The 15,995-nt window shown below is 42.4% G+C and carries 13 protein-coding genes; 6 read left to right on the top strand and 7 right to left on the bottom strand.

Annotated features, from left to right (window positions below; translation table 11 throughout):
- The first annotated feature begins 27 nt into the window (after positions 1–27).
- From CBF29_RS10530 to msrB, 6 genes are all read left to right on the top strand, one after another.
- A complete protein-coding gene (locus CBF29_RS10530) occupies positions 28–828 on the top strand; it encodes a TIGR00282 family metallophosphoesterase (RefSeq protein ID WP_126809689.1) in 801 nt (266 codons plus the stop codon).
- A gap of 70 nt (positions 829–898) precedes the next feature.
- Complete coding sequence (locus tag CBF29_RS10525; protein ID WP_126809688.1) at positions 899–1,285, top strand: YlbF family regulator; 387 nt, start codon at positions 899–901, stop codon at positions 1,283–1,285.
- A gap of 13 nt (positions 1,286–1,298) precedes the next feature.
- A complete protein-coding gene (gene mutS, locus CBF29_RS10520) occupies positions 1,299–3,884 on the top strand; it encodes a DNA mismatch repair protein MutS (protein ID WP_126809687.1) in 2,586 nt (861 codons plus the stop codon).
- 42 nt (positions 3,885–3,926) lie between these two features.
- Positions 3,927–5,909 carry a DNA mismatch repair endonuclease MutL gene (gene mutL / locus CBF29_RS10515; RefSeq protein WP_126809686.1) on the top strand — a complete coding sequence of 661 codons (1,983 nt, stop codon included), beginning with the start codon at positions 3,927–3,929 and terminating at the stop codon, positions 5,907–5,909.
- 15 nt (positions 5,910–5,924) lie between these two features.
- Positions 5,925–6,476 carry a Maf family protein gene (locus CBF29_RS10510; RefSeq protein WP_126809685.1) on the top strand — a complete coding sequence of 184 codons (552 nt, stop codon included), beginning with the start codon at positions 5,925–5,927 and terminating at the stop codon, positions 6,474–6,476.
- 15 nt (positions 6,477–6,491) lie between these two features.
- Complete coding sequence (msrB, locus tag CBF29_RS10505; protein WP_126809684.1) at positions 6,492–6,926, top strand: peptide-methionine (R)-S-oxide reductase MsrB; 435 nt, start codon at positions 6,492–6,494, stop codon at positions 6,924–6,926.
- A 74-nt stretch (positions 6,927–7,000) separates the two neighbouring features.
- Here msrB and CBF29_RS10500 read toward each other — a convergent pair whose 3' ends face one another.
- The 7 genes from CBF29_RS10500 to CBF29_RS10470 all read right to left on the bottom strand — a co-directional run bounded on the left by CBF29_RS10500 (position 7,001) and on the right by CBF29_RS10470 (position 15,909).
- Positions 7,001–7,972 carry an NAD-dependent epimerase/dehydratase family protein gene (locus tag CBF29_RS10500; protein ID WP_126809683.1) on the bottom strand — a complete coding sequence of 324 codons (972 nt, stop codon included), beginning with the start codon at positions 7,970–7,972 and terminating at the stop codon, positions 7,001–7,003.
- 25 nt (positions 7,973–7,997) lie between these two features.
- Entirely contained in the window at positions 7,998–9,200 is a 1,203-nt protein-coding gene (locus CBF29_RS10495) for a glycine C-acetyltransferase (protein WP_126809682.1), read from the bottom strand.
- Positions 9,201–9,515: 315 nt separating this feature from the next.
- The gene (locus CBF29_RS10490; protein WP_126809681.1) at positions 9,516–10,541 is read right to left on the bottom strand and encodes an aldose epimerase family protein; all 1,026 of its coding nucleotides are present in this window, start codon (positions 10,539–10,541) and stop codon (positions 9,516–9,518) included.
- Between the two features lie 377 nt (positions 10,542–10,918).
- Positions 10,919–12,340, bottom strand: a complete 1,422-nt coding sequence (gene araA, locus CBF29_RS10485; RefSeq protein WP_126809680.1) for an L-arabinose isomerase — start codon at positions 12,338–12,340, stop codon at positions 10,919–10,921.
- Between the two features lie 21 nt (positions 12,341–12,361).
- A complete protein-coding gene (locus CBF29_RS10480; protein ID WP_126809679.1) occupies positions 12,362–13,057 on the bottom strand; it encodes an L-ribulose-5-phosphate 4-epimerase in 696 nt (231 codons plus the stop codon).
- A gap of 42 nt (positions 13,058–13,099) precedes the next feature.
- Positions 13,100–14,704: a xylulokinase gene (locus CBF29_RS10475; RefSeq protein ID WP_211334281.1), complete on the bottom strand. Its 1,605-nt coding sequence runs from the start codon at positions 14,702–14,704 to the stop codon at positions 13,100–13,102.
- Positions 14,705–14,829: 125 nt separating this feature from the next.
- Positions 14,830–15,909, bottom strand: coding sequence for a GntR family transcriptional regulator (locus CBF29_RS10470; RefSeq protein WP_126809678.1), 1,080 nt, complete (start codon positions 15,907–15,909; stop codon positions 14,830–14,832).
- Between the last annotated feature and the right edge of the window lie 86 nt (positions 15,910–15,995).

Raw genomic sequence — 15,995 nt, 5'->3', positions numbered from 1 at the left:
TGGATAATTAGAGAAGAGGAAGCGTAAATGCGCATTTTATTTGTTGGAGATGTTGTTGGGTCACTTGGTCGTCAGATGGTCAGTGAGTATCTGCCCCGTTTGAAACATAAAATCAAACCGCAGGTAACGATTGTCAATGGGGAAAATTCGGCTGCCGGCCGTGGTATCACAGAAAAAATTTATAAAAAAATATTGCAGGATGGGGCGGATGTGGTCACATTAGGTAATCATGCTTGGGATAATCCGGCTATTTTTGAATTTATCGAAGGAGCGCCTAAGCTGGTTCGTCCAGCTAATTTTCCTGAACGAACCACACCCGGACGAGGGATTGTTTATGTGAAGGTTAACAGCTCGGAACTGGCTGTAATCAATTTGCAAGGGCGAGCGTTTATGGTGGATTTAGACGATCCATTTAAAAAAATTGACGAACTTATTACAGAAGCTTCTAAGCGGACACCGCTAATATTTTTAGATTTTCATGCCGAAACCACAAGTGAGAAACAGGCTATGGGCTGGTATTTGGATGGGCGAATCTCTGCAATCGTGGGGACCCATACCCATGTCCAGACCAACGATGGAAGAATTTTGCCCCAAGGAACAGCCTACTTGACTGATGTGGGCATGACTGGGCCTTACGATGGCATACTCGGCATGCAAAAAGAAGCGGTAATCAATAAATTTATGACAGCCCTGCCTCACCGGTTTGAGGTAGTTGAGCAAGGGCGGGGGATTTTGTCTTACTGTACGATTGAACTAAATGACAAGACGGGCAAGGCCCAAAAAATCGAGCACGGGGTAATCAACGAAGATCATCCGTGGCATGAGTAAGAAGAATGGGAAGGCACACCAATAAGGGAGAGACAGGAAATAAATGACGGATTCAGAAGAGAAATTTCAAATGGAACCAGCAATTGAAGAGGCTTTGAATACGTTGTTGGATTTGGTCCGCAAAAGCGAGGTCATTCAAGAATATCAAAAGATTGAGCAGCAGGCAAAGGACCACCCTAAGCTTCAAGAACTGATTGAAGCAATAAAAACAGAACAAAAAAATGCGGTGGCATTTTCTCATTATGATAAACCAGTCGCAGAACAGTCTGCTATCAAAAAAGCAGATGAGCTCGCACAGGCATTTGATGAGCATCCTTTGGTGGTTACTTATCGCGAGAAACTGATACTAGCCGATGATTTACTGCAGCATATGACACGTCTTCTGGAAAATGATCTCAATCGTTCTCTGGAACAACGTTATCAAGAAGAATTGAAGAAGTTACATGAAAGAGATTAAGGAAGTGAAGGGTTTGTCGAAAAAAACAAAACTAACTCCGATGATGGAACAATATTTAGGAATCAAGGAACAGTATCCTGATGCCTTTCTCTTTTATCGACTCGGAGATTTTTATGAAATGTTTTACGAAGATGCCATTAATGCCTCACAAATACTGGAAATCACCTTGACTAGCCGAAACCGTAACGCAGAAGATCCTGTGCCGATGGCGGGGATACCGTACCATTCGGCACAAGGTTACATTGATATTTTGATTGAACAAGGCTATAAAGTAGCCATTTGCGAACAGGTGGAAGATCCCAAAACAACTAAAGGGATGGTCAAGCGGGAAGTGGTCCGTCTGATTACTCCCGGGACAGTGATGGAATCCAAAGGACTTGATTCAAAGGATAATAATTATCTGACGGCGATAGTTTTTGATGCTCCTACACGTTTATTTGGCTTTGCCTACGTTGATTTGAGTACGGGGGAGTTGAAAGTCAGCACACTGGAGGATGAAGACAGTGTGCTCAATGAATGCAGCAGCCTGCAAACGAAGGAAATGGTTTTAGGAAGTGATCTACCAGAAAGTTTGCAGAAAAAACTAACGGACCGCTTAAATATCTTGTTTTCTGAACAAAAAGACAGTGAAGAAAATACTGAAACTAACTTTCTAGCTGAACATGTAAAAGACGGTCTGCAGAAAACAGTTTTAGGACGTTTATTGGCTTATTTGAGTGTGACACAAAAGCGAAGTCTTGGACATCTGCAGAAAGCAGAAAGTTATGAGCCAGCACATTTTTTGAAGTTGGATCACTACTCCAAGTTTAATTTGGAATTGAGCCAGTCGATTCGTTCTGGAAAAAAACAGGGAACACTGTTGTGGTTGTTAGATGAAACGAAGACCGCTATGGGGGGAAGGTTGCTGAAAAACTGGTTAGACCGTCCCTTGATTCAACTGTCGCAAATCAAAGAGCGGCAAACTATTGTAGACTCTCTGATGAGGGCTTATTTTGAACGATTGGATTTGCAAGAATGCTTAAAAAATGTCTACGATTTGGAACGTTTGGCTGGTCGTATCGCTTTTGGAACTGTGAACGGACGTGACTTGCTTCAATTGAAACAGTCCTTGCAGCAGGTGCCTAGGATTCGCCAGCTGATTGAGGGCATCAATCAAGGGGAATGGCAGAAATTGCTGCTGGATTTAGACCCTGTCAATGACGTAGTAGATTTGATCGACTCAGCGATTGATGAAGAAGCCCCAGTAACAATTACTGAAGGCAATGTGATTAAAGAAGGATTTGACCCTCAGTTGGATGAGTATCATGACGCTATGAGAAACGGCAAGCGCTGGCTGGCAGAGATGGAGAGGCAAGAGCGGGAAGAAACGGGCATTAAGAAGCTAAAAATCGGCTTTAATCGAGTCTTTGGTTATTATATCGAAGTGACGAAAAGTTATTTAGACCAGATTCCTGAAAATCGCTATGAACGCAAACAAACGCTTGCCAATGCCGAACGTTTTGTCACACCGGCATTGAAAGAAAAAGAGCGTTTGATTCTCGAAGCAGAGGAAAAATCTCAAGAGCTGGAATATTTATTATTCCAACAAGTGCGGGATGAAATCAAACAGGCCATCGTCCGTCTGCAAAAATTAGCCAAGGCGCTCTCGGCCATCGATGTCTTGCAGAGTTTTGCTGCGGTCAGTGAGAAATATCAGTATGTACGCCCTGAGATGATTCCTCAGGGGAAAGAGCTAGTGCTGATTGAAGGACGTCATCCCGTAGTGGAAAAAGTGTTGGGACATCAGCAATACGTTCCAAATTCAGTCACGATGAAAAAAGACACCACGATTTTGTTGATTACTGGACCAAACATGTCGGGGAAGAGTACGTATATGCGACAATTGGCATTAACGGTAATCATGGCGCAAATCGGTTGCTTCGTACCGGCCCAGTCTGCTAAAATGCCAATATTTGATCAGATATTTACCAGAATCGGTGCCTCTGATGATTTGATTTCAGGCCAAAGTACTTTTATGGTGGAAATGATGGAGGCTAATGAAGCGTTGCGTCATGCTACGCCGCAAAGTCTGATTCTCTTTGATGAAATCGGCAGAGGGACAGCGACTTATGACGGCATGGCTCTGGCAGAAGCCATCATTGAGTTCATCCACCGCAACGTAAAAGCTAAAACGTTATTTTCTACTCACTATCATGAGCTGACCCAACTGGAAGAAACGCTGGAAGGGCTTCGCAACATTCATGTAGGGGCGGTGGAAAAAGATGGAGAAGTTGTTTTTCTCCATAAAATGATGGAGGGACCAGCGGATAAAAGTTATGGTATCCACGTGGCAAAGTTAGCCGGCTTGCCTGTAGAATTATTGGAACGGGCCAGCACGATTTTGGCGGCTCTTGAAGCAGCTGAACCGGCCGCCCTGTCAAAAAATAAAGCTGAAAAGGAAGCACAGGACAAGGAAGGGACAGAAGGGCAGTTATCTTTATTTTCAGAAGTCTCTACGGAAGAGTTGTCAGTCATCGATTCATTGAAGAAAGTCAATTTATTGGAAATGACCCCTTTGGAAGCTTTGAACTTGCTCCACAGTTTACAAAAAAGAATTTGATTTAAACTAATAATAAATATAAATTAACAAGGAGGTGTCCGAATGGGAAAGATTCAGGAATTATCAGAACAACTGGCGAATCAGATAGCCGCAGGGGAAGTGGTGGAACGCCCTGCTTCGGTGGTAAAGGAACTGGTCGAGAACGCCCTAGATGCCGGGAGCACACAAATTGATATCATCCTGGAAGAATCTGGGATGAAAAAAATTCAAGTCATTGATAATGGCGAGGGAATTCCTAACAGTGAAGTTCTGAATGCCTTTAAGCGCCATGCCACAAGCAAAATACATTCACAAGATGATTTATTCCGGATTCGGACATTGGGCTTTCGCGGGGAGGCTTTGCCGAGTATCGCTTCGGTGTCTAAACTGACACTAGAGACTTCAACAGGAACAGGCGAGGGCAGTTTTGTTTATCTGGAGGGGGGAAAGATTCAGGAACACCGGCCCCACTCGTTGAGGAAAGGTTCTAATCTGACTGTCTCAGAGTTGTTTTACAATACTCCTGCCCGTTTGAAATACGTAAAGTCCCTTCAAACAGAATTATCGAATATTGCTGATATTATTAATCGTTTGGCTATGAGCCATCCAGATGTGGCTTTTCGTTTAGTTCATGATGGTCACCAGATGATGAGTACCACCGGAAATGGAGAATTGAAACAGGCGATTGCTGGCATTTACGGTCTGGCTACAGCTAAAAAAATGCTGGCTGTGAACAAGGAAGACTTGGATTTTCGTCTGTCAGGGTATGTTTCCCTGCCGGAATTGACAAGAGCCAGTCGGAATTATCTGTCAGTAATTATCAATGGACGTTATATTCGCAACTATTCATTGAACAAGGCTATTGTGGCTGGTTACGGGTCAAAATTAATGGTGGGAAGATTTCCAATCGCTGTGTTGAAAATCGAGATGGATCCTTTGCTGGTGGATGTGAACGTTCATCCGACAAAACAAGAAGTCCGTTTGAGTAAAGAGAAAGAGCTGACACTGCTGATTCAGCAAGGCATCAGCCAAGTGTTTCAAGACCAGCGCTTAGTTCCGGAAGTTGATACAAGCCAATTTTTCAAGAAGAAAAACTCCCAAGAACCTTTGTCATCACAACTGAAACTGACAGAAGAGAGGGACTCTCGTTCTGCGGGAGCTTCAAGTTTCCAAAAAAGCCGGTCGGAAGGAAAGCTCTCTAAGACAGGTTTGGCTTATGATGCCAAAGAAGGCAAGTTTTATGTAGAGAAAGTTTCAGAAACCGCTGCTGCTTTGCAGGATAAAGGGACAGTAGAAAAAGTGGCATTAAAGCCTTGGATGACTGAGGTAAAGGCTACGGAGACTAAAATTGTTGATTTAGCCCATGTTTCTTTTGATAAACTGGGAAATCCATTTGATGAGGTCACACTGACAGCATTGGACTTGGAGGAAGAGTTACAGGCTCCTTTTGCAAAAAGATTTCCCGAATTAGAATTTTTTGGTCAGATGCACGGGACGTACCTATTTGCACAAAATGAAGAAGGGTTGTTTATCGTTGACCAGCACGCTGCACAAGAGCGGATTAAGTATGAATATTACCGGGAAAAAATCGGCGATGTCGGCGAGGAACTGCAAGAGCTGCTTCTTCCTATCGTGCTGGAATATCCCCGCAGTGACGTGATTAAACTTAAAGAGCAATTGTCCTTGCTGGCTGATGTGGGCATTCATTTAGAAGAGTTTGGCTCAAACAGTTTTATTGTCAGGGCCCATCCGGCTTGGTATCCTCAAGGCGAGGAAGAGCAAACCATTCGTGAGATGGTGGATATCGTCCTGCAAACTGGAAAAATTGATGTGGCAACGTTCAGAGAAGATACAGCTATTATGATGAGCTGCAAACGCTCAATCAAAGCCAATCATCACTTGTCGGACATAGAAGCAAGACAGCTGCTGGCGGATTTGTCACAGTGTGAGAATCCTTATAATTGTCCTCATGGCCGCCCGGTGTTGATTCATTTTACGAACACAGAGATGGAAAAGATGTTTAAGAGAATTCAAGACCCACATTAGAAAGAAGGATGAAAAATGGCGGTGATTTTAGCTTCTCAGTCTCCTCGCCGGCAAGAATTGTTAAGGAAAATTGTGCCGGATTTTCAAGTGATACCAGCAGATATTGATGAAACAGTATCGGAAGGGCTGAAACCATCTGACTATGTGCAGCAAATGGCTTATGAAAAAGCAGCGTCGATTCTTGAAAGTCATCCTGAAGCAACGGTGATCGGCTGTGACACCGTAGTAGTTTTGGGGGATAAGATTTTGGGGAAACCCAAAGACCACGAAGAAGCCAAACAGATGCTCATGTCTTATAGCAATCAGACCCATCGAGTGTTGACTGGTTTGGCAATTTTGTCAAAAGACAAAGAAGTGGTCAGACTTTCTTCAGCTGATGTCACATTTTATCCTCTAGATGAGAAACAGGTGGAGGCTTATGTGGCATCGGAGGAACCCATGGACAAGTCAGGCGCGTACGGAATTCAAGGAGGAGCGTCGATTTTTGTTAGAGAAGTCAGCGGGGATTTCTATGCTATTGTGGGTTTTCCCATCGGTTTAGTCAATCAGTTATTAAGAGATTTTTGAGAAAGGGAGGGTACTATGGAAAAAACTGAAAAAGAATTAAGAGAACTATTGACACCTTTGCAATACGAGGTGACGCAAGAAAGCGGAACAGAAAGACCTTATTCCAGCGAATATGATCAATTGGATGAAGAAGGTATCTATGTAGATATCGTCGGCGGAGAACCTTTGTTTAGTTCTTTAGATAAGTATGATGCCGGTTGCGGCTGGCCGTCGTTTACTAAGCCGATAGCTATCTTGAAAGAACTAGATGATTTTTCTTTGAGCCGTGCCCGCGTAGAGGTCAGAAGTTCCCAAGCCGACTCCCATCTTGGACATGTATTCCCCGATGGACCTGTAGAAGCAGGCGGCTTACGTTATTGTATCAATGGCGCAGCTTTGAGATTTATTCCTGTGGCAGATTTAGACAAGGAAGGTTACGGAGAATACAACGTTTTATTTGAGAAGAAATGATAGCCTGATAAATAGACTCCCCCTTGAAATCAAGAGTGTGCAACATTGATTTCAGAGGGGAGTTTTTTTCTAAATTATTTATCTACCGGATGGGGAGTATTTATTTTCCGTTTTAATTTTTCCAACATATCTTGTGTCATAGTCTCTAAATCATAAGCCGGTTTGAAAGACCATTCATTGCGTGCGGTTTGACAATCCAGCCGGTCTGGCCATGAATCGGCAATCTGTTGGAGCTTTGGGTCTATGTGATAGTCCATCGTAAATTCTGGTAAAAACTTTTGGATGGCCTGTTTGATATCTTCCGGATCAAAAGACATACTGGAAATATTAAAGGCATTTCGATGAATCAGTTTTTCAGGATCAGCTTCCATCAACTGAATAATCGCCTCAATGGCGTCCGGCATATACATCATATCCATATAGGTGCCCGCTTTGATTGGGCAAGTATAGTGCCCGTATTTTATAGCTTCATAGAAAATTTCTACAGCATAATCTGTGGTGCCCCCTCCCGGAAGGGTCTCATAAGAAATCAATCCGGGGAATCTCACGCCGCGCGTATCTAAAGCATATTTTGCATGGTAATAATCACACAATAATTCGCCAGCCACTTTAGTGATGCCGTACATCGTAGTGGGGCGCTGCAAGGTATCTTGAGGGGTCTCTTCTTTAGGAGTGTCAGGTCCGAAAGCACCTATGGAACTTGGGGTAAAAAAACTCATGCGGGATTTTCGGGCAACTTCTAAGGCATTCATCAACCCGTCCATATTAATTCTCCACGCGTCTTGAGGGTGGTCTTCTGCAACTGATGACAGTAAAGAAGCCAGATGGATCATAGTATCCGCTTGAAACTCATGTGCTAATTTGCCCATTTTCTCCTTATCTAAAACATCCAATGGGATAAAATGCCCCTCCGTACAAACAGCATTTTCCCGATCTTCCCTAATATCTGTTGCCAGTACATTGTCGACACCATAAAGCTGGCGTAATCGTATGATTAATTCTGAACCGATTTGTCCAAGACTGCCTGTCACAAAGATTTTTTTCATCCGTCTCTTCCTTTCGCTCCCAAAATTAAATCAAATTCATTTCTTTGCCGACTTTTTCATAGATTTTTATCGCTTCATCCAACATTTCTTTCGTATGTGCGGCGGTCGGCATATTACGGACTCTGCCGGCCCCAAACGGCACTGTCGGGAAAACGATTGGCTTCACATACACACCCTGTTCAATCAGCTTGCCGGCAAAGGTTTGAGTTAATTTTTCATCTCCAAGAATAACCGGTGTGATCGGTGTTTCTGATTGGCCGATATCAAAACCGATACGCTGCAGTTTTTCTTTGAAGTAACGTGCATTTTCCCATAATTTGTCTACGTAACTTGTATCTTGTTCCATCAAATCAATGGCTTTGATGACAGCACCGGCAGCACCCGGTGTCAATGACGTGGAAAATAAAAATGGACGGGCCTGTGATTTCAGCCAAGTAATCAATTTTTGCGAGCCCGCAACATAGCCTCCCACAACGCCGATAGCTTTAGATAAGGTTCCCATCTGGAAGTCAATCTTATCTGACAATCCGAATGCTTTGACTGTGCCGGCACCGCCTCCCAGAACCCCTGAGCCATGGGCATCATCCACGTATAAAATCAAATCATATTTTTCTGCAATTTTTACGATTTCATCTAGTTTAGCAATGTCTCCATCCATGGAAAAAACACCGTCTGTGATGAACATGATTTTTTCAAAAATCCCGCTGTCCCGTGCTTCTTTTGCTTGTTCTTCCAAGTCTTTCATATCTGAATGTTTGACTCGGATGATTCTGGCACCGGACAGACGGCAGCCATCAATGATGGAAGCATGGTTCAACTCATCAGATAAAATAGCATCATTTTTATTCATGACAGCAGAAATAGCTCCCATATTACAATTAAAACCAGATTGAAAAGCGATGGCAGCTTCTGTGCCTTTGAATTTGGCAAGTCTGTCTTCTAATTCCTGATGAATTTTAAGGGTGCCGTTGATGGTTCTGACAGCTCCGGCACCTACGCCATAGGTTTTAGTTGCTTCTTCACTGGCTTTGATCAACTCCGGATGAGTGACAAAGCCTAAATAATTATTGGAGGCCAGATTGATTTTTTTTTGTCCGTTGATTGAAATGACCGGTCCGTTGGCTTGGTCAAGAACGTCGATATCAGAGAACAGCCCTTTTGATTTTAAATCACTTAACGACTGGTCTAGAAATGTTTCTAGGCTGGAGCTCGAATGATTACTCGTCATAGTTATTTCCCCTTTCTTATATTAAAATCACTATAAGTATACAACGCTGAGGAGGCGCTTACAAAAAATGGCGAATGATTATTAAGGAAATCTAATAATAATTATCTGTTTTTATTGTGAGGTAGAAACAAATAGTCCGTCTAGAATGGATGTATTTAAAGGGGAAGGTGGTTTTAAAAAAATTGATTGCTCTGAAGAGATGAAATTCCTGCCCTTAACTGATAAAAACCCCCTGACATCATTTTTAATATGATGACGTCAGGGGGTTTTTGATTACAAATCAAAATATTTTAGTTTTGAATGCAAGCAGATTGTTTAAAAATTGACTTTATAGGTCGTTGTTGACGTGAAAGTGTTCTCAGGTTTAAGTACAATATCCCCGAAATTTTCGAACTCTATCGCACCGGGAAGTTCCTGTGTTTCTAGGGTGATTCCAGTAAAGTTTTTAACCTTTTTCACACCGGGTGCTTCTGGTCCGAAATTACCAGAGAAGACAACAACAGCAGGTTCAGTCGTCGTCATTTCTACGCTGATTTTTTCATCGGGACTGATCAATTTTGCTTGGACAGGTACATCTTCACGTAATACGAAGGGATGGTCCAACCCGCCTACTAAGGTATTTTGTGGATAGTCTGATTCGTAGATTTGGGTCAAAGGCTGTGCGTCTCTAAAATCAAAAGGCGTGTCCATCACGGATCGCAGTTCTCCAGTCACTGTGACATCATCATTGATGACCGCAAAGCTGTCGGAGGCCAACTGCATTTTGTGCTGATGGACGGTTTGTTCGTGATTGTCAGTCAGATTAAAGTAGACATGATTCGTCGGATTGAATAAGGTTGCTTTGTCAGTGGTCGCTTTGTAATCAATCCGCCATTCATTATTGTTATTTAATGTATAGGTAACGGAAATCGCCATGTTGCCTGGAAAGCCATTTTCTCCATCAGGACTTTGATAGTGAAAAACGATTTGGACGTAATCAGTGCCGACAAAAGTTTCAGCTTGCCAAAGTTTGGTTTCGAAGCTGTCAGGACCACCATGTAAAGTGTTGTTACTTTGTTCGGGTTGCGTCGTCACTTGATACTTTGTCCCGTCGATTTCAAATTTCCCATCTGTAATTCGGCCGGCAACCCGTCCAATAGTGGACCCCAGATAACTATCGATCGTCTGATAGTCTTCACCTTTATCAAAGCCAAGGACAATGTTCGTATGCCCTTCTTGCTGGGGGACGAGCCATTTAACGATTCTCGCACCTAAATCCGTCGCCATCAACTTTACCTGATGATCGTTTTCTAGTGTGTAAAGTGTTGCATTTGCTCCAAAATTTGTTGTTGAAATTTTCATTAATATCACCTCGCTATCATTTTGTCATTATTTGAATCAAATTACAAGGGACAAAAAGCAGCCGCCTTCATTCAACGATATCGGGAATGATGGCTGATGTGCAGATTAGCTGTTTGTCTGATGTATAGCACGATTTTATACGAGTATTCTTAACTAGTTGTTATTGAGTTACTAAGGTAATGGCATAAAATTCACCTGACAGAAAACAACCCAAGCATTACTTATTCTTTAGTAACCGTTATGAAATAATAAAATCTCCATATAGATTAGCTGTAGCAATATTCTATATGGAGACTATCTTTCAATTTCTTGCTTTCAATGCTGTCAGAGACTTTGCAAGAGTTTAGCTGTTACAGCACACAAGCTTTCTATATATGTTAACGAATCACCACATACTCAAGTCCGACTAATTTTGCCCATGAAATGATTTGATCTGTTGTCAGATTCAGTGAAACTACAGTGTGGTGTCCGCCGCCAGCTTGAATCCAAGCCCGAACTCCTTCTTGGAAGTTAGGCTTAACTTCCCATAACACTCTCGCCACTGGCAATTTTGGTGCAGGCTCTGTTGGTTCGAAGGTCGAGACCTCATTGATTAAAAGTTTGTAATGAGTTCCAAAGTCTGCCATGGAAACGACCACTCCTTCACCAGCTTTTCCATCAAAAACTAAGCGGGCAGGGTCTTCTCGATCTCCCATAGATAAAGGAGCAACCACGATTTTCGGCTTATTTACCGCAAGGGTAGGGTCTACTTCCAGCATATGAGATTGCAGGATGGACTCTTTGCCGGGAGCTAATTCATACGTATAGTCTTCCATAAAGCCAGTGTTTTCATTGTGAGCCATAACTTTCATCAACCGGTCTAGGGCGGCTGTTTTCCAGTCTCCTTCTCCGGCAAAGCCGATGCCTTGAGCCATTAAGCGTTGAACCGCTAATCCCGGCAGCTGCTGCATACCATATAAATCTTCAAAGTTTGTTGTGAAGGCATTGTAGCCGCCAGCTTCAAGGAAACGTTTGAGACCAATTTCTTGTTTTGCTTGGACTTTGACATGATTTTCCCAAACCGTCGGATCGTAATCACCGTAATCAAAGTCATAGAGTTCCTTATATTCTGCAAATAATTTCTCTACATCATCATCGGAGACAGCGTCGATGTATTGCACAAGATCGCCGATGCCAAAGTAATCCACCGTCCAGCCAAATTGGATTTGTGCCTCTACTTTATCTCCTTCAGTGACACCCACATTACGCATGTTGTCGCCAAAACGTGCCACTTTAATATTGAAGCTTTCATTAAAGGCAACGGCCACATCCATCCACTCTGCGATTTGTTCCTGAACCTCTGGACGTTTCCAGTAACCGACCACGATTTTGTTTTGTTTATTTAAACGGGCATTGATAAAGCCGTATTCCCGGTCGCCGTGAGCGGCTTGGTTTAAGTTCATAAAGTTCATGTCGATGGTTTCCCATGGGATACTTTCATTGTACTGTGTTGCCAAATGTAGTAACGGTTTTTGAAGTAATTTTGTTCCGCGAATCCACATTTTAGCAGGGGAGAACGTATGCATCCAAGTGATGACTCCGGCAACTTTGTCTTGGTAATTTATTTCTTTCATGATACTTGTAATGGCATCTGCTGAAACAGCCAGTTCCTGAAGAACTACCGGGTATGGTAATTTTCCGGAGTTGTTTAATTCTGCAGTCATTTCTTCTGCGTGTTTTTTCACTTCATTTAACGCTTCTTCGCCATATAGATGCTGGGAACCTACCACAAACCAAAATTCTTTTTTTTCTGTTAACATGTTCCATCACTCCTGTTTGTTTTATTTTTGACCGTAATAAGCATCTTTTCCATGCTTACGCAGGTAATGTTTGTCCAAGATATATTGAGGCAACTCTTCAGCATAGGAATTGAGTTGTCTGGTGTAAAAATTCATTTTGCAAACTTCATCTAGCACGACAGCATTCATGACTGCCTCATCAGCTGTTTTCCCCCATGTGAATGGGGCGTGACCATGTAAAAGGACTCCCGGGACTTCTAAAGGGTCAAGTTTATGTTCGGCAAATGTATTGACAATCACGTGCCCTGTTTCTTTTTCATATCCCCGTTCAACTTCTTCGGAGGTCAAAAATCTGGCACAAGGAACGGGACCATAAAAAGTATCTGCGTGGGTGGTCCCCATAGCGGGCACATCCAGTCCGGCCTGCGCCCAAGCAGTTGCCCATTGTGAATGAGTATGGACGATACCGCCGATGTCTTCAAAATGTTTGTATAAAACTGCGTGGGTAGGTGTATCTGAGGATGGGTTTAATTTCCCTTCAATGACATTTCCCTCAAAATCACAGACTACCATATCATCAGCTGTCATCGCGTCGTAGTCGACACCGCTTGGCTTGATAATAAATAATTTTTGGGACCTGTCCACCGCGCTGACATTTCCCCAAGTGTATTTGATCAATCCCTGTTTAGGTAACTCTAGATTGGCAAGAAAAACTTCTTCTTTTAGCTTTTCTAACACAATATTCACTCCTTTTTATTTTTTGAAAGTCACAACGATAAGTTAAATTAAATGTTCAACGGCTGCCCTTTCGATCGGCAGTCCTTCTTTATACCGTTTGATAAATGTTTCAAAGCCTGCCACATCTCTTTCGTCTGGAGTTAAACTTTTTGCCAGATTGCCGGCGAAGACTTGTTTATTGAGAAAATCGGACAGGTCTTGGTCGGGATTTTTTTGGACCATGTAAGCGGCTAATAAAGCCATGCCCCAAGCACCGCCCTCACCAGCAGTCTCCATCACAGAAACAGTTGTATTCATGGCTGCCGCCATCATTTTTTGCCCGACTTCTTCTGTTTTAAAGAAGCCCCCATGTCCAAGAATCTCATCTACATGTACTTGCTCTTCACCGACTAAAATGTCCATACCGATTTTTAAAGCACCAAGGGCGGACATTAAGTGAGTTCTCATAAAGTTGGCAAGATTAAATACGTCGTCAGGTCCATGAACGAAAAGTGGCCGTCCTTCGGCAAATTCAGTAATGTTTTCCCCAGAGTAGTAACCGTAGGAGAGCAACCCACCGCCATCAGCTTCACCCTCAAGAGCTTTTTTAAACAATGTTTCGAACAGTGTGCCCACGTCAACGGACATGCCAAGGCTTTCGAGCAATTCAGAAAATAATTTCACCCAGCTGTTGATATCTGATGAGCAATTGTTGGCGTGAACCATTGCGACTAATTTTCCATCAGGTGTGGTGACCAAATCGATTTCGGGATGGACTTTTTTCAATTCTTTTTCCAAAACAATCATAGCGAAAACGGAAGTCCCGGCAGAGACATTTCCTGTTCGTTTCGCCACACTGTTTGTGGCAGTCATTCCTGTGCCGGCATCACCTTCTGGCGGACACAAAGGGATACCCGCTTGAAGATGACCGCTGACATCCAATAATTTAGCACCTGCTTCAGATAGATTTCCTGCTTCTTCACCTGCTAATCTTATTTCAGGAAGAATGTCTTCCAATTTTTGCTTAAAATCAGCAGAAGTCGTCAATTCATTGAATTGTTGAATCATTTTTGCATCATAACTGGCAGTTTTGGGGTCGATAGGGAACATCCCTGAGGCATCTCCAACACCCAATACTTTTTCACCAGTTAATTTCCAGTGCAGATATCCTGCTAAAGTAGTGAAAAAATCGACGTCTTTTACATGAGGTTCCTTGTCAAGAACCGCTTGATATAAATGTGCAATACTCCAACGTTGAGGGATATTGTAGTCAAAGAGTGCGGTTAATTTTTCAGCTGCATCACCAGTATTTGAGTTGCGCCAAGTCCTAAAAGGAACGAGCAGTTGTTCTTGAGAATCAAAGGCCAGATAGCCGTGCATCATGGCACTGAAACCAATGGACGCGACTTGACGGATAGGCTCCCCCGTGATTGCTTGAACATTTTTGTTTAAGTCCGCATAACAGTTTTGTAACCCTTTCCAAATTTCCTCAAGAGAATAGGTCCAAAAGCCGTCAACTAGCTGGTTTTCCCAATCATGGTTGCCTGAAACGATGGGGTTGTAATGGGAATCGATCAATACTGCCTTGATTCTGGTAGAGCCTAATTCAATGCCTAGGAACGTTTTGCCATTTTTGATGTCATCAATCGTTGCTTGTTTAGTTGTCACTGCAGTGTTCTCCTTTCCATGTTTCCTTATATACAAAAAAACTTCTCATAGTCCATAAAAATGGGTTCTATAAGAAGAATTATAAAATATATGTCCGTACATGTCAATTTTTAATTTCGTTTTGTTCAGACTAATTTTCGGGTAGAGTCTCTCACAATAAGCTTTGGGGTATAAATTTTATTTTCCAAAGGCTTTTGCTGTTCGATTTTTTTAATCATAGATTGCACCGCTTCAGCTCCCAACTGTTCTTTTGGATGAGAGACAGTGGTTAAGGCGATTTCCCCAGCTGTACTTAAGTAAGAGTCGTCGTTTCCAGTAATAGAAAAATCATTAGGAATGGAAAAACCTCTTCGAATCAGCTGTTGAGCCAATTGATTTGCGATTTCGTCATTGTAGCAGACAATACCAGTCACAGAAATTAATTGTTGGTTTAAATCTGCTAAAATCGTTTCTATCACTTGCTGCTTTGTTTCGGTCGTGTAGGTGTAGATGCAATTTGATTCAAATAATTGGTTTGCCTCTGTATGGGCATTAATAAATCCTTTCATTCGCAACTTTCCTTGAAGGTCATCAATTTTTGTGACCATTGCTAGATTCTTGTGTCCTTGATCAATCAAATGTTTAGTCGCCAAATATCCGGAAGCCACATCATCCACCACTATAAAAGGGAAATCCAGTTCTTCATAATGGGCATTGATCATAAGTACTGGAATGTCTCTTTCTTTCAGTGAAACGTAGTAAGAAAGGTTAGGGTTATATTCGTTGCTTTTAGTAGGTTCGACAATCAGTCCTGAGACACCTTGATGGAGCATCATCTCCAAGCATCTTCTTTCTGTGGACAAGTCGTTGTTCGTGCTCGCCAGTAAAAGACCGTAATTATTTTCCCTTAATTCCTGTTCGATGCCCCGGATGATGGAGGGGAAAATATAATCTGACAAGTAGGTCGTAATAACTCCGATTTTTTTTTTTGCACCATTAAATGTTTGAGGAGCAGGCATTTGAACATAAGTTCCTGAGCCTTTTTCCGCTTTAAGATGACCTTCATTAACTAATAAAGCAATCGCTTGTCTGACGGTATGCCGGCTGACATTAAAATCTTTTTGCAACTGGGTTTCTGGCGGGATAACATCCCCGACATGATATTCTTTTGCTAATATTTTTGAACGTATTTCATCCGCAATCAACTGGTATTTGGCTTTTGACATGATTTTCACCTTTATTCTGTATGTTTATAGCAAATTATAGATTAAATGTCCGTACAAGTCAAAAGGGGATCAGATGAAGTCGTGTG

Origin of the sequence: Vagococcus elongatus (assembly GCF_003987645.1) — a bacterium.
In the GTDB taxonomy this organism is placed as follows: domain Bacteria; phylum Bacillota; class Bacilli; order Lactobacillales; family Vagococcaceae; genus Vagococcus_A; species Vagococcus_A elongatus.
The sequence above is the reverse complement of the archived record's forward strand: the minus strand, read 5'-3'. Positions and strand labels throughout refer to the sequence as shown.